17 protein-coding genes and 3 pseudogenes are annotated in these 19,231 nt (G+C 61.7%); 11 read left to right on the forward strand and 9 right to left on the reverse strand.

The window, feature by feature from the left end:
- Positions 1-61: 61 nt before the first annotated feature.
- Genes XI06_RS15385 through XI06_RS15395 form a run of 3 tightly spaced genes read left to right on the forward strand, consistent with a single transcriptional unit; the run spans position 62 to position 2,850 of the window.
- A complete protein-coding gene (locus XI06_RS15385; protein WP_271605759.1) occupies positions 62-1,111 on the forward strand; it encodes an aromatic ring-hydroxylating dioxygenase subunit alpha in 1,050 nt (349 codons plus the stop codon).
- A gap of 4 nt (positions 1,112-1,115) precedes the next feature.
- Complete coding sequence (locus XI06_RS15390; protein WP_237892085.1) at positions 1,116-1,862, forward strand: GntR family transcriptional regulator; 747 nt, start codon at positions 1,116-1,118, stop codon at positions 1,860-1,862.
- A gap of 7 nt (positions 1,863-1,869) precedes the next feature.
- Positions 1,870-2,850, forward strand: coding sequence for a PDR/VanB family oxidoreductase (locus XI06_RS15395; protein WP_237874169.1), 981 nt, complete (start codon positions 1,870-1,872; stop codon positions 2,848-2,850).
- Between the two features lie 6 nt (positions 2,851-2,856).
- Here XI06_RS15395 and XI06_RS15400 read toward each other — a convergent pair whose 3' ends face one another.
- Positions 2,857-4,818, reverse strand: a complete 1,962-nt coding sequence (locus XI06_RS15400; RefSeq protein ID WP_271605760.1) for a putative bifunctional diguanylate cyclase/phosphodiesterase — start codon at positions 4,816-4,818, stop codon at positions 2,857-2,859.
- Between the two features lie 248 nt (positions 4,819-5,066).
- Positions 5,067-5,432 carry a nuclear transport factor 2 family protein gene (locus tag XI06_RS15405; RefSeq protein WP_237867100.1) on the reverse strand — a complete coding sequence of 122 codons (366 nt, stop codon included), beginning with the start codon at positions 5,430-5,432 and terminating at the stop codon, positions 5,067-5,069.
- Between the two features lie 99 nt (positions 5,433-5,531).
- Between XI06_RS15405 and XI06_RS15410 the strand changes: the two genes are divergently transcribed.
- The 3 genes from XI06_RS15410 to hemC are packed head-to-tail and all read left to right on the forward strand — an operon-like array spanning position 5,532 to position 8,806.
- Positions 5,532-6,122, forward strand: a complete 591-nt coding sequence (locus XI06_RS15410; RefSeq protein WP_271605761.1) for a TetR/AcrR family transcriptional regulator — start codon at positions 5,532-5,534, stop codon at positions 6,120-6,122.
- 53 nt (positions 6,123-6,175) lie between these two features.
- Complete coding sequence (locus XI06_RS15415; protein ID WP_271605762.1) at positions 6,176-7,801, forward strand: GMC family oxidoreductase; 1,626 nt, start codon at positions 6,176-6,178, stop codon at positions 7,799-7,801.
- 24 nt (positions 7,802-7,825) lie between these two features.
- Positions 7,826-8,806, forward strand: coding sequence for a hydroxymethylbilane synthase (gene hemC / locus XI06_RS15420; RefSeq protein WP_271605763.1), 981 nt, complete (start codon positions 7,826-7,828; stop codon positions 8,804-8,806).
- A gap of 124 nt (positions 8,807-8,930) precedes the next feature.
- Here hemC and XI06_RS15425 read toward each other — a convergent pair whose 3' ends face one another.
- Complete coding sequence (locus tag XI06_RS15425) at positions 8,931-9,575, reverse strand: hypothetical protein (protein ID WP_271605764.1); 645 nt, start codon at positions 9,573-9,575, stop codon at positions 8,931-8,933.
- Between XI06_RS15425 and XI06_RS15430 the strand changes: the two genes are divergently transcribed.
- From XI06_RS15430 to XI06_RS15440, 3 genes are all read left to right on the forward strand, one after another.
- Positions 9,574-10,164, forward strand: coding sequence for a Crp/Fnr family transcriptional regulator (locus XI06_RS15430; RefSeq protein ID WP_271605765.1), 591 nt, complete (start codon positions 9,574-9,576; stop codon positions 10,162-10,164). The genes XI06_RS15425 and XI06_RS15430 overlap by 2 nt on opposite strands.
- Before the next feature lie 370 nt (positions 10,165-10,534).
- A complete protein-coding gene (locus tag XI06_RS15435) occupies positions 10,535-11,353 on the forward strand; it encodes an alpha/beta fold hydrolase (RefSeq protein ID WP_271605766.1) in 819 nt (272 codons plus the stop codon).
- Between the two features lie 76 nt (positions 11,354-11,429).
- Positions 11,430-12,893, forward strand: a complete 1,464-nt coding sequence (locus XI06_RS15440; protein WP_271605767.1) for a hypothetical protein — start codon at positions 11,430-11,432, stop codon at positions 12,891-12,893.
- A gap of 212 nt (positions 12,894-13,105) precedes the next feature.
- Here XI06_RS15440 and XI06_RS15445 read toward each other — a convergent pair.
- Positions 13,106-14,033 (reverse strand): annotated as a pseudogene (locus XI06_RS15445) (transposase); the annotation flags it as partial.
- Positions 14,034-15,028: 995 nt separating this feature from the next.
- Here XI06_RS15445 and XI06_RS15455 point away from each other — a divergent pair.
- Positions 15,029-15,196 (forward strand): hypothetical protein, encoded by a 168-nt coding sequence (locus tag XI06_RS15455; RefSeq protein WP_237861325.1) that lies wholly within the window; start codon positions 15,029-15,031, stop codon positions 15,194-15,196.
- 297 nt (positions 15,197-15,493) lie between these two features.
- Here the strand turns inward: XI06_RS15455 and XI06_RS15460 are convergent.
- From XI06_RS15460 to XI06_RS15475, 4 genes and pseudogenes are all read right to left on the reverse strand, one after another.
- Positions 15,494-16,099, reverse strand: a pseudogene (locus tag XI06_RS15460) (transposase); the annotation flags it as partial.
- Positions 16,100-16,262: 163 nt separating this feature from the next.
- Positions 16,263-16,661: a response regulator gene (locus XI06_RS15465; RefSeq protein WP_271605768.1), complete on the reverse strand. Its 399-nt coding sequence runs from the start codon at positions 16,659-16,661 to the stop codon at positions 16,263-16,265.
- Positions 16,662-17,208: 547 nt separating this feature from the next.
- Positions 17,209-18,245, reverse strand: a pseudogene (locus XI06_RS15470) (IS110 family transposase).
- A gap of 94 nt (positions 18,246-18,339) precedes the next feature.
- Positions 18,340-18,726: a hypothetical protein gene (locus XI06_RS15475; RefSeq protein WP_271605769.1), complete on the reverse strand. Its 387-nt coding sequence runs from the start codon at positions 18,724-18,726 to the stop codon at positions 18,340-18,342.
- 84 nt (positions 18,727-18,810) lie between these two features.
- Between XI06_RS15475 and XI06_RS15480 the strand changes: the two genes are divergently transcribed.
- Positions 18,811-18,987: a hypothetical protein gene (locus XI06_RS15480; RefSeq protein WP_237867341.1), complete on the forward strand. Its 177-nt coding sequence runs from the start codon at positions 18,811-18,813 to the stop codon at positions 18,985-18,987.
- Positions 18,988-19,025: 38 nt separating this feature from the next.
- Here the strand turns inward: XI06_RS15480 and XI06_RS15485 are convergent.
- A partial coding sequence (locus tag XI06_RS15485) for a hypothetical protein (RefSeq protein WP_271605770.1) occupies positions 19,026-19,231 on the reverse strand: 206 nt, incomplete at its 5' end.

Below are 19,231 nucleotides of genomic sequence, written 5' to 3' on the forward strand. Positions count from 1 at the left end.
ATGGTCGTCCATCTCGTCTGTATTGTATACATAACGCATACAGCAGCCTGGGAGACCGCCCATGACAAAACCCCTCCCCATGAACGCCTGGTACGCCGCCGCTTGGGACGCCGAGGTGAAGCCGGCGCTGTTGCCGCGGACGATCTGCGGCAAGCACGTCGTGATGTATCGCAAGGCCGATGGTTCGGTGGCCGCGCTGGAGGATGCCTGCTGGCACCGCCTGGTGCCGCTCTCCAAGGGCCGGCTCGAAGGCGACACCGTCGTCTGCGGCTATCACGGCCTGAAATACAATGCGCAGGGCCGCTGCACCTTCATGCCCTCGCAGGAGACCATCAACCCGTCCGCCTGCGTGCGCGCCTATCCCGTCGTCGAGCGTCACCGCTACATCTGGCTCTGGATGGGCGATCCTGCCTTGGCCGATCCGGCGCTGGTGCCCGACATGCACTGGAATCACGATCCGGCCTGGGCCGGTGACGGCAAGACCATCCGCGTGAACTGCGACTACCGTCTCGTGCTCGACAATCTCATGGACCTCACCCACGAGACTTTCGTGCACGGCTCCTCCATCGGCAACGATGCGGTGGCCGAAGCGCCGTTCGACGTCACCCATGGCGAGAAGACGGTCACCGTGACGCGCTGGATGTGCGGCATCGAGGCGCCGCCATTCTGGGCGAAGCAGCTCGGCAAGCCCGGTCTCGTCGACCGCTGGCAGATCATCCGCTTCGAGGCGCCGTGCACCATCGCCATCGACGTCGGCGTGGCGCCCACAGGCACCGGCGCGCCTGAGGGCGACCGCTCGCAGGGCGTCAACGGCTTCGTGCTCAACACCATCACGCCGGAGACCGAGAAGACCTGCCATTATTTCTGGGCCTTCGTCCGCAACTACCAGATCGGCGAGCAGCGTATCACCACCGAGATCCGCGAGGGCGTCTCCGGCATCTTCCGCGAGGACGAGCTCATCCTCGAGGCACAGCAGCGCGCGATGGACGAGAACCCGGATCGCATCTTCTACAATCTCAACATCGACGCCGGCGCGATGTGGATGCGCAAGCTGATCGACAAGATGGTGGCGAAGGAAAACGGACCGCAGCATCTGCAGGCCGCGGAGTAGGGGCATGGCCGAGGTCGACCGCTCCGTCTCGCAGACCGTGAAGGCGCAGCTCGCGCTGCGCGACCAGATATTGTCCGGATCGTTGCGTCCGGGCGAGCGCATCTCCGAGCTTCAGGCGGTGGAAACCACAGGCGCCTCGCGGACGCCGGTGCGCATGGCGCTGGTGCGGCTGGAGGAGGAGGGCCTCCTGGAGGCGATCCCCTCTGGCGGCTTCATGGTGAAGGCGTTCTCCGAGCGCGACATCTCCGATTCCATCGAGCTGCGCGGCACGCTGGAAGGCCTCGCCGCGCGCTTTGCCGCCGAGCGCGGCGTTTCCGCGCGCGAGCTCGAGCCGCTCAAGGAGTGTCTCGCGGCGATCGACGAATTGCTGCGGCAGGTGCCGATCTCGATCGAAGCCTTCTCGTCCTATGTCGCGCTGAATGCGCGCTTCCATGCGCTGCTCACCGAAATCTCGCGCAGCCCGCCGCTGGTCCGCCAGATCGACCGTGCCTCGGCGCTGCCGTTTGCCTCGCCGAGCGGCTTCGTGATGGCGCAGTCGGCGCTGCCCGAGGCGCAGCAGATCCTGATCATCGGGCAGGAACACCATCGCGTCGTGATCGATGCCATCGAGAACCGCGAGGGCGCGCGGGCCGAAGCGATCATGCGCGAGCACGCCCGGCTTGCCGTGCGCAATCTCCGCCTCGCGCTGCGCAATCGCACCCATCTCGACCTCTTGCCGGCGCTCGCGCTGATCAAGACCGCAACCGATTGAGGGCACCATGCGCTTCATCGAAACCTGGATTCCCGCAACGCTGGTCGCGACGCGCGATCTGTCGCCTGATATCCGCGAATTCCTGATCAGGCCCGACCAGTTCGATGGTGCCGCCTATCCGGTCGGCAGCCACATCAATGTCAGCGTCACCATCGACGGCCAGCCGGAGACGCGGTCCTATTCGCTGGTCGGTGAAGCGACCTCGCAAGGCTTCAGGATCGCGGTGCGCCGCGCCGAAGATTCCCGTGGCGGCTCGCGCTACATGTGGCAGTTGGCACCGGGCGCGCGGCTCGACATCACGCGGCCGGCTTCGCTCGTCGCGGTCGACTGGGAGCGCGAAAACTATTGCCTGATCGCCGGCGGCATCGGCATCACCCCGATCCTCGGCGCCGCGCAGGCGCTGGCGCGCCGCGGCGCTGATGTCAGGCTGCACTACGCCGTGCGCGGGCGCGCGGATGCCGCCTATCTCGATGACCTCGCAAGCCTGCTGGGCGACCGGCTGGTCGTCCATGCCAGCGATGAGAGCAAACGGCTCGATCTCGACGCCCTGTTCGCCTCGCTGCCGAAGGGCACGCTGACACTGTTCTGCGGCCCGATGCGCATGCTCGATGCCGCCCGCCACGCCTGGATCGGCGCCGGCCATCCGCTCGCCGATCTTCGCTACGAGACGTTCGGCTCCAGCGGCACGCTGCCGACCGAAACCTTTCGCGTGCGCCTGAAGGATTCTGACATCGAGCTCGAAATCCCGCGGGAGCGATCGATGCTCGATGTCCTCAACGCCAGCGGCTTTGAGGTGATAGCCGACTGCAAGCGCGGCGAATGCGGCCTCTGCGCCATCGACGTCGTCGCCGTCGACGGCGAGATCGACCACCGCGACGTCTTTTTCAGCGACCATCAGAAGCAGAGCAACGCGAAGATCTGCACCTGCGTCTCCCGCGCGCGGGGCACGATCACGGTGGATACGCTGCTGCGGGCGGATGCGGTCTGAGGATGTCTACGCCGCAAAAATCGCCCGAAGCTTCCTCGTATCCAACAGCGCCCGCACGGCATCGGCCGACACCGGTCGGCCGATCAGATAGCCCTGCACTTCGTCGCAAGCGATCTGCCTGAGATAGTCGAGCTGGTCGGCGGTCTCGACGCCTTCGGCGACGACCTCGATGTTGAGGTCGCGCGCCAGCGAGACCACCGATTTCACGATTGCGGCGCAGTCCGGCTGCACCAGCATGTCGCGGATGAAGGATTGGTCGATCTTGATGCGGCTGAACGGCAGCTTGCGCAAATAGGTCAGCGACGAGAAGCCGGTGCCGAAATCGTCCAGCGCCACGGTGGCACCCAGCTCCAGCAGCGCATTCAGGATCGAGGCGGCCGAGCCGTATTTCGACAGCAGCATCGATTCCGTGATCTCGATCTCGAGTCTATCAGGGGCGACCTTCGCATCGGCCAGCGCCTGCACGATGGTCTGGAGAATGCCGTTGTTTTGAAACTGCGCCGCCGAGAAGTTCACGGCGACGCGGATGTCCTCCGGCCACTCCTTCAGCGTCGCGCAGGCGCGCCTGATCACCCATTCGCCGATCTCGTGGATCAGTCCGGTTTCTTCAGCGATCGGAATGAACTCGCTCGGCGGCACCAGGCCGCGCGAGGGATGCTGCCAGCGCAGCAGCGCCTCAAAACCGGTGATGCGGTTTTCGTCGAGATCGAGGAACGGCTGGAACACCAAAAACAGCTCGTCGCGCGCGATGGCGCCGGCGAGGTCCGCCTGCAGCGCCTTGCGGTCGCGCGAGACCTTGTCGTCCGCCTCCTCGAAGAAGCGGACCGTGCCGGGTCCGGCCTTCTTGGCGCGATAGAGCGCGGCGTCGGCGTTCTTCATGATATCGAGCGCCGTATTGCCGTCGCGCGGCACGAGCACGATGCCGACGCTGGTGGCACCAACGAACTCGCAGCCCTCGATCAGGAACGGTTCCGTGAAGGCCGCGACGAAGCGCTCGGCGATCTCGAGCGCATCCTCGGGCCGCGTCAGATTGGCCATCACCAGTGCGAATTCGTCGCCGCCGATACGCGCGACGTGTTCGGCCGCGCGGGTGCAGCGTTGCAGCCGGCTTGCGACCTGCACCAGGAATTCGTCGCCGGCAGGGTGGCCGAAGCGGTCGTTGACCTCCTTGAAACGGTCGAGGTCGAGCAGCAGCACGGCGAATTCCTCGCCTGATAGCGTGAGCCGCCTCAAGGCGGCATCGAGCGTCTCGTTGAAGGCGAAGCGGTTGGGCAGATGCGTGAGCGGATCCTGCCGTACCGTGCGCTCGGCCTCGATCTGCCGGATGACGCGCCGGGCGAAGTTGAACGAATTGACGAACACGCCGCGCAGCAGCACGCTGCCATAGACCACGACGAGGAAGGCGATCAGCAGGAAGGCGAGGTCGCCGTTTCTGCCGAGGCAAATCGCGATGCCGACGAAGATGGGAGCGGTGAAGGCGATGGCCGCGATCGGGATGGTGGCAAAGGCGAGCGCGCCGCCGGCCAGCATGCCCGAGCACAGGCAGGTGATGACGAGCTGACCGCCGGTCGAGGCGTCCGCGAAGAAGGCGACAGGGACGATACCCCAGGCGATTCCGAGCACGAAGGCGTTGCGGACCAGCCGATGGATGGCCCGGCGGGAGACGAATTGCGGCTTCGTGATCCGGCGGGAGGCATGGGACTGCACGCCGAACGCGATCGCGGCGCCGGCGACGATGATCGCCCAGATCGCGGCGAAGGTCCGGTCGGGCGACTGCCACAGCGCGATCGCGAGCACCGTGGCATTGCAGGCATTGGCCAGCATGATGCCGACCGAATAGCCGAGCACCAGCGACATCTGTTCGGCGCGAATATGTCCGGCGACGGTTTCGTCGGTTGCGGGACCGCGAAAGGCTGACAGATCGCCGGCAAACAGCCGCGCGAAATAATTGGTCAGTTGAATCCGCATTCCAGAGCCTGCAGCAGCATCGGCCGTTTGTCCGGCTCGATCGGGAGAATTCGCCGCAAATCTTTGACGAACTATGAATTATCCCCGATTGCTGCTGTCGCCGCGACCACTTCTGCGTGTTCGATCGCGTATATCGATAACAAATCGATATAAATGCGGCGCCGTGCGTTACGGCTGTAACGGCGCGAAGAATGTACACCACTCATTCGGCTGTTATGCCGGGCGATGACAGCGGTGCGTTTGGCGCATCACCGCCCAAGCTGCTTCGGGTCGTAAAAGAACCTCTCCTCGATCAGCTTGTCGCCTTGCCAGGTCTGCCAGGCGATCTCCTCCAGCGTTCGTGTCACGCCTTCGGCGTTGGTGAAGCTGAAGATCCAGCGCGAGGCGACGTTATCGCCTTCGATCAGGCTCGGCCCGACGCGCACGGCCTTGACCTCTTTGGAAGCCGCCAGCACGCCACGCTCCTTGGCGACGAGATTGTCGCGGCCGACCGTTGGCGCGGCGTTGTTCTCATAGGTCGCGGCATCGGGCGTGTAGTACTGCTCGATCGCTTCGACGAACTCCCCGTCCTCCAGCCGCCTTGCAAAGGCTTCAACGACGTCACGGCTCGGCATGGACCACCTCGCATTAAAACCGACTGCTAGTCGGTAAATACCGACCGATAGTCGAAAAGTCAACTGGTGGCGCGGAGTGAATTCGATTAGACCAAATTCATGGCCAAACAAGCGGAGCGGCGAGCAGCAACAACAGAGGCGATTCTGACGGCGGCGCGCCGGCTGTTCGGGACGCAGGGCTTTGCCGCCACCACCATGGACGAGATCGCCGAAGGCGCCGGCATCGCCAAGGGCGCGGTCTATCATCATTTCAAGACCAAGGAAGCCGTGTTCGAGGCGGTGTTCGACCTGGTCTCGCGCCATCTCGTCGTCGAGATCGACAGCGCCGCGCGGGCCGAGAAGGACGTGCTGGCCGCCATGGTCGCCGGCACGCAGCATTACTTTGCCGCGACCGCCAAGGGTCCGGCCGGCCAGATCATCTTGCGCGACGGACCTGCCGTGCTCGGCTGGGAGCGCTGGCGCGAGATCGATGCAAAGCACTTTGGCGGCAAGATGCCGCGTGCGATTGCCGCTGCCATGGAGGCCGGCCTGATCGCAAAGCAGCCGGTCGAGCCGCTGGCGCGGTTGCTGCTCGGCGCAGTGACGGAGGCCGCGGTCGCCTGCGCCGGTCGAACCGATATCGCAAGGGCGGGCGCGGAATATGCCCGTGCGTTCAAGTCGCTGGTCGAGGCGCTGCGTCTGCGCGCATGATTGTGCTAGTCATACAGCGGGAACGCTCACACCAAGAAAAAGAACCATAGCGCATGAACGCAAATTCCGCCCTCGCACCGTCAGATCCCGAATTCGATTACATCATCGTCGGCGCCGGCTCTGCCGGCTGCGTGCTCGCGAACCGGCTCTCGGCGAGCGGCAAGCACAGCGTGCTGCTGCTCGAGGCGGGCCCGAAGGATTCCAACATCTGGATCCACGTGCCGCTCGGCTATGGAAAGCTGTTCAAGGAGAAGTCCGTCAACTGGATGTACCAGACCGAGCCGGAGCCCGAGCTGAAGGGCCGGCAGGTCTTCCAGCCGCGCGGCAAGACGCTGGGCGGATCGAGCTCGATCAACGGCCTGCTGTATGTGCGCGGCCAGCACGAGGATTACGACCGCTGGCGCCAGCACGGCAATGCCGGCTGGGGTTATGACGACGTGTTGCCCTATTTCAAGAAAGCCGAGAACCAGGCGCGCGGCGCCGATCAATATCACGGCACCGGCGGGCCGCTGCCTGTCTCCAACATGGTCGTGACCGATCCGCTGTCGAAGGCCTTTATGGATGCCGCAGTCGAAACCGGTCTGCCCTACAATCCTGATTTCAACGGCGCCACCCAGGAAGGCGTCGGCCTGTTCCAGACCACCACCCGCAACGGCCGTCGTGCTTCGACGGCGGTCGCCTATCTCGGCCCTGCGAAGACCCGCGGCAATCTCAAGGTCGAGACCGAGGCGCTGGGCCAGCGCGTGCTGTTCGAGGGCCGCCGCGCCGTCGGCGTCGAATATCGGCAGGGTGCAACCGTGCGCCGAGCCCGCGCGCGCAAGGAGGTCGTGCTGTCGAGCGGTGCCTACAACTCGCCGCAGCTGTTGCAGCTCTCCGGCGTCGGCCCCGCCGATCTCTTGCGCAAGCACGGCATCGATGTGGTGCTCGATGCGCCGGGCGTCGGCCACGATCTCCAGGACCACATGCAGGTCCGCATCGTGATGAAATGCTCGCAGAAGATCACGCTCAACGACACCGTCAACAATCCGCTCCGCCGAACGCTGGCCGGTGCGCGCTATGCGCTGTTCCGCAAGGGCTGGCTGACGATTGCGGCCGGCACCGCAGGCGCGTTCTTCAAGACCAATCCGCGGCTCGCTTCGCCCGACATCCAGGTGCACTTCCTGCCGTTCTCGACCGACAAGATGGGTGAGAAGCTCCACGACTTCTCCGGCTTCACGGCGTCGGTGTGCCAGCTCCGGCCCGAAAGCCGGGGCTCTTTGCGCATCCGAAGCGCGGACCCGACCGTGCCGCCGGAAATCCGCATCAACTACATGTCGACCGAGACCGACCGCACCACCAATGTCGAAGCCATCAAGATCCTGCGCAGGATCCTGAATGCGCCGGCATTGAAGCCGTTCGTGGTCAGCGAGTACGATCCCGGCACGAAGGTATCCACGGACGCCGAAATCCTGGATTATTGCCGGGAGCGCGGCAGCACCATCTACCATCCGACCTCGACCTGTCGTATGGGCAACGACGCGCTCGCGGTGGTGGACCAGCGGCTGAAGGTGAAGGGGCTCGAGGGCCTTCGCGTCGTCGACGGCTCGATCATGCCGGACCTCGTGTCGGGGAACACCAACGCGCCGATCATCATGATCGCGGAGAAGGCGTCCGATATGATATTGCAGGACGCGCGTTAATTCGCGGCTCGAAAGGACAATGGCTTGGCTACGCGACTGAAGATCGGCACCCGCAAGAGCGCGATGGCGCTGGCGCAGACAGAAGAGATTGCGCGCCGCCTGACTGCGGCCGTGCCCGGTCTCGACGTCGAGATCATCAAGTTCGACACCACGGGCGATCTCGACCAGACCAGCAAGCTGTTGCCGCACGGCGGCAAGGGCGGCGCCTTCGTCGCGCAGATCCGCGCTGCCGTGCTCGCGGGCGAATTGCAGGCCGCGATGCATTCGCTGAAGGACATGCCCGGCAACGAGGACACGCCGGGCCTCGTCATCGGCGCGACCTTGTCGCGCGATCCGCCCGGCGATGCGCTGGTGTTGCGCGCCGGTGTGACGCTGGAGGCGCTGCGCCAGTCCCGCGGCAAAGGCTTCAAGATCGGCACCAACGCCGTTCGTCGCGCGGCTTATGCGCGGCGTCTGTTTCCGGATGTCGAAGTGATCCACTTCCGCGGCGCCGCCGACACGCGCGTGCGAAAGCTCGATCATCGCGAGATGCAGAAGCTGCCCGACGGCGGCGCGGTCGGGCCGGCCGATGCGTTGATCATGGCGCGCTCCGGCCTCGATCGCGTCGGGCTCGCCGATCGTATCGCCTACGAGTTCACCGCGGCGGAGATGCTGCCCGCCGCAGGGCAGGGCATCGTGGCGGTCGAATGCGCAGCGCAGGACTGGCCAACGCGACAAATCCTGTCATCGATCGACGACCCCGCCGCGCACGCCTCTGCCGATGCCGAGCGCGAGGTGCTGTGGGTGCTGAACGGTCACTGCAATTCGCCGGTGGCCGGTTTCTCGACCATCTCAGGCGATCAGATGTCGCTGACCGCTTCGGTGCTGGATCTTTCCGGCAACACCATCATCGAAGCCTCGCGCACAGGTCCTGCGAACCGGCCGCGCGAGCTCGGCCGTGCCGTGGGACTGGATCTGCTCGGCAAGGGCGCCGCCGAGATCATCGAGCGCAGCCGGCCGCGCTAGGCCATGTGCCCATGAGTTCAAGGGCATGTGAGATACGCGGATAGCGCGCTAGCGCGATATCAGCTCAGGGTCGCAAGCTGACGAATGGCGCAATGGGCCGTAGGCCAGACATTCGGGCGTGTCGTCAGCCGTACGGATGTTCGCCCTTGGCTACCATCAGGTGATGCTGCTGGTGATGCATCCCGCGTGTCATGGTGCCAATGAAGCCAAGCGCCTTCAACTTATCCATATCCTGCGGCGGCACGCGGACTTCAAAGATGGAACCCTCGTCAGTGTCCTTCGCGACGAAGTGCCAGCCACCCACGCCGTCCATGGTTGCCGCGTGTGCTGACGTCATTCGCCGGATGGAATCGCGGACAGCACCGTTACCTGTGACGACAAATTTCATCCCACCATCGATTGCTTCGTTGCTGACATGGGCTGCCAGAGTGACGTTATTCATGTCGATCAGGTGCTGGCGTAGGGCTTCGATGTTGACCTTCGACCAATCCGTTTGCGGATCATCTTCCAGAATTTGAACGATCTCCTGAATTGCTGCGAAGGCGGACTGTCCCGGCTCGGTCGGCCCTCGGGTGCCTTTGTGCGCATCCGTTTCGTTGATGCTCCCACTGTGCATCATCTGCATATGGTTCATCATTTGCGTCTGGCCCATCGGCATGGGCTTACCGGACATACTCTCGCCGCGCATCGAATGTTGGTGCTGTTGCTCAGGCTGCTGGGCCAGTGCTGCCATTGGAAGGAGCAAAAGTGCGAATGCGAGCAGGCGCATGGAGGACTCTCCTGTTAAGGCATCTTGCCACAGCGGTCGTTTCAAGAACATGATTGCTATCATGTTCTCCGATCTTGCCCCGCTACTGAACGGCCTCGACCGACGCCAATTAGGCTTTCAGCCCGGCGAGACTGTATTCCGCCAGGGGGACCCGGTCCGGTATATCTTCATTGTGACCGGCGGGGCTATCGATCTGGTGCGACATCAGGCGTCCGGAGCCTCACTTGTGCTCCAGCACGCTGGACCGGGGACAATGCTCGCGGAGGCGTCAATCGATTCCCCGACATATCACTGTGCCGCAGTCGCGGTTTCGAGTTCAACAGCTTGGGCCGTCTCGAAGAGAGAGTTCCTGAACCGCCTCGCGCAAGACCCCACACTTGCATTGGCTCTCATCCGACACTTCGCTCATGAGCTTCAAAATGCGCGCTTCCACGCGGAGATCTTGTCCATGAAAACCGTTGCCGAGCGCCTCGATGCATGGATTGCGTGGCGCGGTCCTCTCCCATCCAAGGGGCAGTGGGTGCGCCTTGCTGCCGAACTGGGTGTTAGCCCCGAGTCGCTGTATCGCGAAATCGCCAAGCGCAACTAGCCATACCCCTCTTGGCGGCTGCGAGGACCAGCGGCCGAAGGTCCGCAACGAGGTCAGAGGCTGCCCTCGGCAGCCGCCATGGTGCGGAGAACGCATCTGAGACGATTAAGGCCGCCTCAGTTGGCGGCCTCTTTCGTATGTCCAATACGTATTGCGTCCCGAAAATCCTGCGAACGTGAAACTCGTACTCATTCTTATCGCGCGATACTTGAGCGATGCCTTTATAATGAATGGTATCGCCTCTCTGCTGAACTAAGCATTTTGACCACCTAATCGACGACTGGTCCTCCTGATTTAACGGGATCATCGCTGGTACGCCGCGCCAGCGAGCGATGACTCTCGTCCGCGGCTAATCTAAAGGAACGGAACAATGCCCACGATCACGACGACAGACGGCGTAAACATCTTCTACAAGGACTGGGGCTCAGGCCAGCCGATTGTTTTCAGCCACGGCTGGCCGCTGACAGCGGACGACTGGGACGCCCAGATGAGCTTCTTCCTTCGCCACGGCTACCGGGTGATCGCCCACGACCGGCGCGGCCACGGCAGGTCCGACCAGCCCGGCACCGGCAACGACATGGACCACTGGGTTGCCGACCTCGCGGCCCTGACTGAGCACCTCAACCTGCGCGGCGCGATCCATATCGGCCACTCCACAGGTGGCGGTGAGGTGGCTCGCTATGTCGCTCGCCATCAGGAGCGCGTTGCGAAGGCGGTGCTGGTCGCTTCACTGACGCCGAACATGTACCGGAGCGAAGGCAACCCATCCGGTCAGCCGCCGGAGTGGTTCGAGGCGATCCGGGCAGGCGTGCTGGGCAACCGGTCGGAGTTCTATCGTTTCGTCCCCGAGAATCCGTTCTACGGCTACAACCGAGAAGGGGCGAAGCCTTCGGAGGCGATCATTGCGAACTGGTGGCGCCAAGGCATGGCCGGCGGTGCCCTCGCTCATTATGCAACCGTCGACTCCTGGCTCGAAGATTATACCGAAGACCTCAAGAAGATCACCGTGCCGGTGCTGGTGATGCATGGCGAGGCTGATCAAGTCGTCCCGTTCGCAAGTTCAGTGCCGCGTGCGGTCAACCTGCTCAAGAACGGGTCGCTGAAGACCTATCCGGGCTATCCCCATGGCATGCTCACCACGCATGCGGATGTCCTCAACCCCGACCTGCTCTCGTTCATCAGGTCTTGACGACATCTCTCATGCATTATCGCCGATGGTAGACATTTATGGGCGTATATTGAGGAGGGGTCCGCGTTTCGCCGTAGTGACGAAGGAACGAACAGAAGCTCAAACCCTCCTCAAGAATTCATCGGCCAAGGTCTCGATCGAAGCGGCGGCCTTGGCAGCGTTGCTCGGCCTCGAGGTCACTCCGCGTTTGCTCATGGGCGAGATGGACTCGCTGAGACTGAGCCACCTCGTGCTCTCTTGGACGTCCGCTATGGGGCACTTCAAGAGATCGCCCGCTGGGTATAGAGAGGACCATCGTCCACCCGGAGAACAGCAAGTGGGCCGAATAGCAGCCTTCCTATGCATCCTAACGACTTTCACAATCATTGTGGTCGCCGCTCCACTCCGGGCTCAGGCAACACCGGAATCGTCAGCGTGCGGATACCTCGCTGGTCTGATCGACAAGGCAGCGCCGTCAGGGCCGTTATTCCTGCCCAGCTATCCGACCGTCGAATCGGGGCCTCTCCATGGCGCCGCCTACCTCTATGATAATGCGGTAGCCGCCATCGCATTGGTCGGTTGCGGCGAGCGAGACAAGGCGCATCGAATTGGCTCGGCGATTCTCTCGGCCATCGATAACGACCGCACCTGGCATGATGGGCGGCTCCGGAACGCATACGCCGCGGGTGCGGTGGCCAGTGGCTCCGCCAAACTTCCGGGTTGGTGGGACAATACGCAGAACAAGTGGTTGGAAGATCGATATCAGGTGGGCAGCGATGTCGGTAACATGGCATGGGCCATGTTGGCGTTGCTGTCGATTGATGATGTGAACACCGGCTCTCGGTTCCGCGAGGGTGCGGCACGGCTGGGCACCTGGGTCGCGCAATGGGCCGACGCGCGCGGCACTGGCGGTTTCACGGGCGGTACGTTTGGGCACGAACCGACGCCCGAGTTGCGGACATGGAAATCAACCGAGCACAATACTGACCTCGCCGCCGCGTTTGGCCTTCTTGCAACCCGCACCGGCGATCCGCGCTGGCGTGATATGGCGACAGCTGCTGAGCGCTTCGTCGATACGATGTGGGATCCGGCATGCGCCTGTTTCGCCGCAGGGACCGCTGAAGACGGCGTCACGCGCAATCCGATTTTGGCCCTTGATGCTCAAGTCTGGCCGTTAACGGCGCTCCCCGGAGCGGCCGAGAAATTTGCACCGGCAATTACGACCGCCGAACAGCGAATGAGTGTCGACAAGGGCTTTTCCTACGGTGAAGACCGCGACGGCGTGTGGACCGAGGGGACGAGCCAGATGGCTCTCTTGTTGAAATTGCTCGGCAGGACTGGGAGGGCAGAGTCGTTGATCGCGGTCATAGAATCCCAGAGGTCGCCGGATGGCGGGTTCTTTGCCACAAGTGTCCGCGCGCTACCGACTGGGTTCATGTTGGATACCGATCCGGCCAGGCCACGCCTCTATTTCCGATTGCCACATCTTGGCGCAGCTTCGTGGGCTGCCCTCGCGGAACGTGGGTTCAATCCCTTTACGGCGACAAAAGGACTTCCGTAGTTGAGGCCGCGCTGCGTTTCTCGGCCTCTCCGATCTTCTTGATTTCGATATGTCGGCTACAGGTCTTGGGTGTGTGCAAACGGATAGGTCGGCACGCTGCCGTGGTCGCTAATCGTTGCAGGCGGCCGATGTCTCGCGTCGGAGCGTCCAATGACCGGCCAAAGTGGGGTACCGCGACGCGATATTGCGCTTTTGGAGGCACTTTCCGGCCTTCAGGCGGCGCGGATGGCTGCAATCAGGCGCGGTTTGCCGACGATGTTCATCACCCGTGTGAGGTTATAGGCCAGAACATGCAGCGCCATCTCGGCGGCGACATTCCGTAGGCGCTTCATCAAGAAGTGGGTCGCACCCATACGGGCTTTGATCGTGCCGAAGGGATGCTCGACCGTCTCGCGCCGCGTCCGCATGGCGTCGGGATTGGAATCGAGCCGTCTCTGGACCTCCTCGACCACATGCTCTTGCTCCCAGCGCGTGATGCGGCGCTCCTTTGACGGCGTGCATTGGCTCTTGATCGCGCAGCCTTGGCACGCTGCTGTCGACCAGTAACGGCGCAGCGTCATTCCGTGCTCGATGTTGGTGTAGTGATAGGGCAGCAGCTGGCCGGACGGGCAGCGGTAAACGTCCTCATCAGGCAGGTAGGCGAAGTCCTGCTTGCCGAACCGACCCTCCGCCTTGGCGTTCGACGTCATGGGCTTGGGCAGCGTGACTGCCACGCCAGCCTCTTTGCAAGCCAATATCTCCTCTCCGTCGAAGTAGCCACGGTCAGCGACCGCCTCGAGTTTGTCCACTTCGAGCACTTCTTTGGCTTGCTTCGACGTCCGAGCAAGCTGCCCACGGTCGTTGCCGACGTTTATGACCTCATGCGTAACAATCAGATGGTGTTCGGTGTCCACCGCGGGGGACCTGGACATTGTAGCCGACGACACCCGATCCGCGTCCGCTGGTGGCCATCGAACGGGCATCCGGGTCGGTCAGCGATATCTGTTGATCCGGCGTGTTGCGCATCTGCGCATCAAGCACTTCCAGGCGGCTCATCTCCTGCTTCAGCCGAGCGATCTTTTTCTTGATCCTCGTCGTCTTGATGCTGATCGCTTCCGATGGCTCCTGCCGATCGGCGCTATCGAGTTGGCGCAGATACCGCAGATGAATTCTTGCGTTACCTTCAGGACCTCGCTGATGGGGCGCCGGATTCAGTCAAAGCCTGTGCTAGTCGCATTTATGGAATTTTGTAAGTCGTTAAGATTCAATCGTACCAATCTTTTCGGTCACGCGGCAGCACGCGACCACGCGCGTAGCCTGGCGAAGCAAGCTCCTCTAGCCGCCGCTCAAGAAATTCGTTGGCAACGATCAAGGCTTTGACAGCTTCACGCGCGTCTCCGCCGCAAGCTTCTATCGCCTGATCGGCCGCGGCTTCGAGGTGGTCGGAATCGGGCTGGCTCGAAGCGGAAACAGGCATCCGAGGAGTGTACCAGTTTTGTTCATGTTCGCAATATGTTCTTATGAGAGGTGGGGCGCTGGCCTATTTCCGAGCGCAGTGATCTGCCTCACGGCACGTTGCGCGGTGGGGCATCTAGTCTCCTCAACCGAACGAGGCGGGTGGTCGCTTCGTTGAACAACAGGAGACAGAGACATGGAACGCGAAATCAATCTGCTTTCGTGCGACGAACTGGAAATGATTTCGGGCGGGGAACCGAATCTTCTCCTCCAGATCCATATTCCTGGGTTTGATTTCAAGTACTATGATAACGGGTCAGGAATAGGCTATTCGTGGGGGCATGTGTGCGCCACCAACGGATCAAGCATAAGATGCGATTAGCAGATAAATGGGCGCTGAAAGAGGCCGCCTCAGTTGGCGGCCTCTTTCACTTAAAGACGACTGATTTATCCGCGCGCAAAACAAAGGCCCCGGTACTCGCGATAGCCGGGGCCTTATCCGCGAGTGGGGGTTGAGAGCATCCCACCCGTCCCCGGACAGCCTGAGGCTAGCCGTCGTCTCCTAATTTCAGGTTATGAATGCTGCGTGGTCGAAGGACGAGAGGGTGTTGGCGCGAAGAATCTGCGTCTTACTACGGATTGCGCGTCTGTCTACGAGCGGTTCATCGTTTGCTTTTTTCATGGCAACTGGATTGCGCCATATGAGCGTGAAGGCGATGCTGGCCAAACTTCTTGAAAGCGAGCTTGCCGCACGTGGCGTGAATTCGCTCGCTCCATCTGATTGCGAAGAAATTGTAGAGCGGCTGATCGAACGGCTAACCGATTTGGAGCTAAGTCTGGCGGCCAACAAAATCAACGGCGAGTCGTGACCTGATGTCGGCATCCAACTCGCGAGCATTTGCAGGAAATACAACTAACGGATAAATGACGAAAATTTGTGCGCCAATGCTGTGAATTGCTTCACAGCGACTTGGCAGACCAAACCTAAAATGGTGTGGCGCAACGAAGCGCCATTTCAGACAGGGAATTTGGTCATGGCAATTGCACACACCATTCCGTCTTCTGTTCGCAGCCACGATGGCTTGATTATTCGTAAGCGCTCAGCCGGAACCCTTGCTTCGGGATCTGGATATCTATGCGAAGAAGCCTCCGGCTTGGGACGGAGGTTTGGCCTTGATCCTCGTCGTCTTGATGCTGATCGCTTCCGATGGCTCCTGCCGATCGGCGCTATCGAGTTGGCGCAGATATCGACCCACGCTTTCCTCGATCTGCGCCATCCGCCTCGCCATCTTGGCATGCGTGAAGTTGCGATCGCGGTTGTTCACTGCCTTGAACTTGCTGCCATCGATTGCGACGCTTGGGGTCTGCAACAGGCCCATTTGCCGGCATAGCGCAACGAACTTCGCACAAACCTTCCGGATCGCCGCGCCATTATCCTTCCGGAAATCGGCGATCGTCTTGTGATCGGGAGCCAGGCGCCCGATCAGCCACATCACCTCGACATTGCGGCACGCATCACGTTCCAGGCGGCGACTGGATTGCACCCGATTGAGATAACCGTAGATGTAAAGCTTCAGAAGGACTGCTGGATGATAGGAGGGCCGGCCCGTCTCCTTGGCGATCACACGCTCAAATCCAATTCCATGCAGGTCGAGCGCCTCGACAAACACATCGATCACATGGACCGCGTTGCCCTCGTCTACCCAATCCTCCAGACATTCCGGCAAGAGCGTCAGCTGGGATCTGTCCGCGCCTTCAACGAAGCGTCCCATCCGTATCCCCCATCAGGAAACGGAGGAATCGTAACCGACTCGTGGCTTTTCACACAGCCAGGGTCAAAAGCGGCCGTCGTGCACCATGCCGTGATTGGTCCGCTAAGGGGCCAAAAAGCGACATGGCCGTTTAGTGGGTAAGGGCGCGAAGAGACGAAGCCCTTCAAACGGTTGGGGAGGCCGGCGGCGCGGCGTTCAGCAGGTTGGAAAGGGCGGTGACAAGCTGCGCGGGCGCGAACGGCTTCGCCAACATTATGCTGTTAGGGACACCCTGTGACGCCCAGTCGTCAGCGTCCTTTCCGCTCATATAAACGATGGGAAAGTTGGGGTCGATTTTTCTAGCGTGGCGTGCGACATGCCACCCGTCTGCCTTTCCGGCACGCAGATTGATGTCTGTGACAAGCGCCCGGTATTTGCCTTCGGCGATATCAAGCAGTTCGATGGCACGCTCGCCAGACGAAGTTACGACGGCTTCAAATCCTCCGTCGCTGAGGCTTTCCTGGACGATGTTTTGAACATCCTGGTCGTCTTCAACGACCAGGATAAGCAGTTGGCTTGTCATTTGGCGACCCCACGCGCGCCGCCATGACAGCAGCGGGGGTATACGCGGTCAGGGGATCATCGTTCCGAAGAAAGTGCGCAAAAGTGCACATAAATGGAAATCGGCAGTTCGAATTCGACTTGGGCTGACGCGGGTTAGATGCGGATGCCGAATTGGAGCATTCGGCGAGGCTCAGAACACCCTTCGAACGAAGCATGTCTGTTGACGTAACGCCCCGGGACGTCCCTTTTTCGCCGACGAGCGGACATCTCAGCGAGCCGTTGCCAAGTCGGGTGAGGGCCCATGTGTGGAACGGCTCCGGGTTGGCAAGGAGAATCTTCACTTTGCGGCGTTGGTCGGAGCGGCCATGTGTTCGGCCTGTTTGCGCGGTTCACGTGACCGCTGGCCATAATGCCCTCCGCAGATCAGGTCCCGATCAAAAGCACGCATTCGAAGATGCCATGGCCCATGTGGGTTGTCCTGATCGCCGGATCGACCGGCGCTGCATTAAGTGCTGTTCGCCCTTCCAACCGTTACGTCACACCCGAATGTCCGGCTGTGATCTCGTTCACGCCGTGAGAGCGGCGGGTTCCCTGTAGCATTCGTTCCTGGCCATCATCGCCCATGCCATCCTGGCGAGCTTGTTGGCGAGCGCGATCGCGGCGACCTTGGTGGGACGCCGCGTCAACAACGCTGTGAGCCAGGGCCGATGCCGCGCGCCATGGATCTTGGCATAGCGGATCACGGCGAGTGCACCTGCCGTGAACAGGCTGCGTAAGTAGCGATCGCCTTGCTTACTAATACCGCCAAGCCTGTCCTTGCCCCCACTGGAGTTCTGCTTCGGCACGAGCCCGACCCAGGCCGAGAAGTCCCGCCCCGATCGGAAGGCATTGGCATCGGCAACGCTCGCGACACGACTAGCGCCGTTGCCAGTGCTGGACCGACGCCGGGGATCGCATCCAGTCGCTTGCTCATCGCGTTTGATCGATGCCAGGCGATAATGCGCCGGTCGAACTCCAGGATCTGAGCCTTCAGTGCCCGCAACTGACTGCCGAGAGCCGCAAGACACGCACGGGCCGTCTCCGGAAGGCGGCGTTCAGCTGGATCGGCGACGACTTCCAAGAGCTGTTCGACACCCCTGCGCCCGACAGGGGCGACGATCCCGAACTCGGCCAGATAAGCGCGAATTGAGTTAATGACGGCAGTCTGCTGGCGAATGAAGAGATGGCGCACGCGATGAAGCATCAGACAGCTCTGTTGCTCGATCGTTTTGATCGGCACGAACCGCATGTTGGGTCTCGTGACCGCCTCGCAAATCGCCTCCGCGTCGGTGCTGTCGTTCTTCTGCCGCTTGACGTAGGGCTTCACATAGGCCGGAGGCATCAATCGCACCGTATGCCCCAACGCCCGCAGCTCGCGGGACCAATAATGGGATGACGCGCAAGCCTCGATTCCCACCAGGCACGGCGGCAACTTCTCAAAGAAGGACAGCACGAAACGGCGCTTGAGCTGACGGCGTATGACCACCTGGCCGGCTGCATCGACGCCATGCACTTGAAAGACCCACTTCGCGATATCCAGACCAATCGTTGAAATTGACTGCATAGGCTGCTCCTCCGAATCGTGGGAGCTTCAAGCGGCGCCCACTCCTTGGCACTCTCGTGCCCTTGGAGGAGCCGTCCACAGCATCAGAAGCGGACTAAGCATCCGCACGCGAGCGACGATGTGCCAGCCAATAGTCAATCTGCCAGCCCTCGTAGCCAAGCAATTCGCAAGAGCGCCGTTCATGATCTTCGGACCATGCGTCGAGTTCGTTTGGGAGCGCGAGCATGGCGTCTATCCGCCACTGGTGGTCAGGTAACGCGTAGAGCAGCCTTCGGTGTGGCAGTTCAACGAATTCGCGTCTTATCAACCGACCCGCAGCCAGGTGTCTGTCGAACGTCGGAATATTGACGTCGAACTCGCGGGGGACAAAATTCAGGAAATAGGCAAGAGGCTTGATGCCCCTCAGCATCAGGCAAAGTTCTCTGCCGTTATGTCCCAAGTAGGGCAGTTCAGGAGGTTGCTCTGAACCCATGCCGAGCATGTCGGTCGCTTGCGTGAGGCTACTCACAGTAGAACCAACAGAATTCGTGATAAGGATGCCGCACATCTCAACAGGAGGCTCACGATGTCGACGAACGCCAAGACTGACTTTACGCCGCTGCGCGATGACGAAATGGCCGCCGTCTCCGGCGGACGATGCCCGATTACGAATGGCGACGACCCACGTTTTCAGCTGACCATGCAAGTCATGCAGTACACGTATCGGCAGGCGACCTACTTCGGCAACGGAACCTGCCCGTAAGCAAGGGCGCGAAAACTCAAGCTGTCGCGCACAGCCCCCTAGAGCATGATCCGGAAAAGTGTGCAGAGGTTTTCCGAAAAGATCATGTTAAAAAAACAACCTAAAGCGCGATGACGATTCATCCCAATCTCATCGCGCTTTAGTTGTTTTGGCTGGATCTTGGCGAACTCGCGATGCGAAGGTTCTGGTCCGCCTCCGACAACGGACATTGTAAGACCCTGCCGGCATGTCTCGAACGGGCCAG

It is taken from the genome of Bradyrhizobium sp. CCBAU 11434 (assembly GCF_028128895.1).
GTDB lineage: Bacteria > Pseudomonadota > Alphaproteobacteria > Rhizobiales > Xanthobacteraceae > Bradyrhizobium > Bradyrhizobium zhengyangense.

Coding starts and splice junctions, on each gene's coding strand:
- XI06_RS15385 (WP_271605759.1), top strand. CDS start 62: ATGACAAAACCCCTCCCCATGAACGCCTGGTACGCCGCCGCTTGGGAC.
- XI06_RS15390 (WP_237892085.1), top strand. CDS start 1,116: ATGGCCGAGGTCGACCGCTCCGTCTCGCAGACCGTGAAGGCGCAGCTC.
- XI06_RS15395 (WP_237874169.1), top strand. CDS start 1,870: ATGCGCTTCATCGAAACCTGGATTCCCGCAACGCTGGTCGCGACGCGC.
- XI06_RS15400 (WP_271605760.1), bottom strand. CDS start 4,818: ATGCGGATTCAACTGACCAATTATTTCGCGCGGCTGTTTGCCGGCGAT.
- XI06_RS15405 (WP_237867100.1), bottom strand. CDS start 5,432: ATGCCGAGCCGTGACGTCGTTGAAGCCTTTGCAAGGCGGCTGGAGGAC.
- XI06_RS15410 (WP_271605761.1), top strand. CDS start 5,532: ATGGCCAAACAAGCGGAGCGGCGAGCAGCAACAACAGAGGCGATTCTG.
- XI06_RS15415 (WP_271605762.1), top strand. CDS start 6,176: ATGAACGCAAATTCCGCCCTCGCACCGTCAGATCCCGAATTCGATTAC.
- XI06_RS15430 (WP_271605765.1), top strand. CDS start 9,574: ATGGAGGACTCTCCTGTTAAGGCATCTTGCCACAGCGGTCGTTTCAAG.
- XI06_RS15425 (WP_271605764.1), bottom strand. CDS start 9,575: ATGCGCCTGCTCGCATTCGCACTTTTGCTCCTTCCAATGGCAGCACTG.
- XI06_RS15435 (WP_271605766.1), top strand. CDS start 10,535: ATGCCCACGATCACGACGACAGACGGCGTAAACATCTTCTACAAGGAC.
- XI06_RS15455 (WP_237861325.1), top strand. CDS start 15,029: ATGAGCGTGAAGGCGATGCTGGCCAAACTTCTTGAAAGCGAGCTTGCC.
- XI06_RS15465 (WP_271605768.1), bottom strand. CDS start 16,661: ATGACAAGCCAACTGCTTATCCTGGTCGTTGAAGACGACCAGGATGTT.
- XI06_RS15475 (WP_271605769.1), bottom strand. CDS start 18,726: ATGCTCGGCATGGGTTCAGAGCAACCTCCTGAACTGCCCTACTTGGGA.
- XI06_RS15480 (WP_237867341.1), top strand. CDS start 18,811: ATGTCGACGAACGCCAAGACTGACTTTACGCCGCTGCGCGATGACGAA.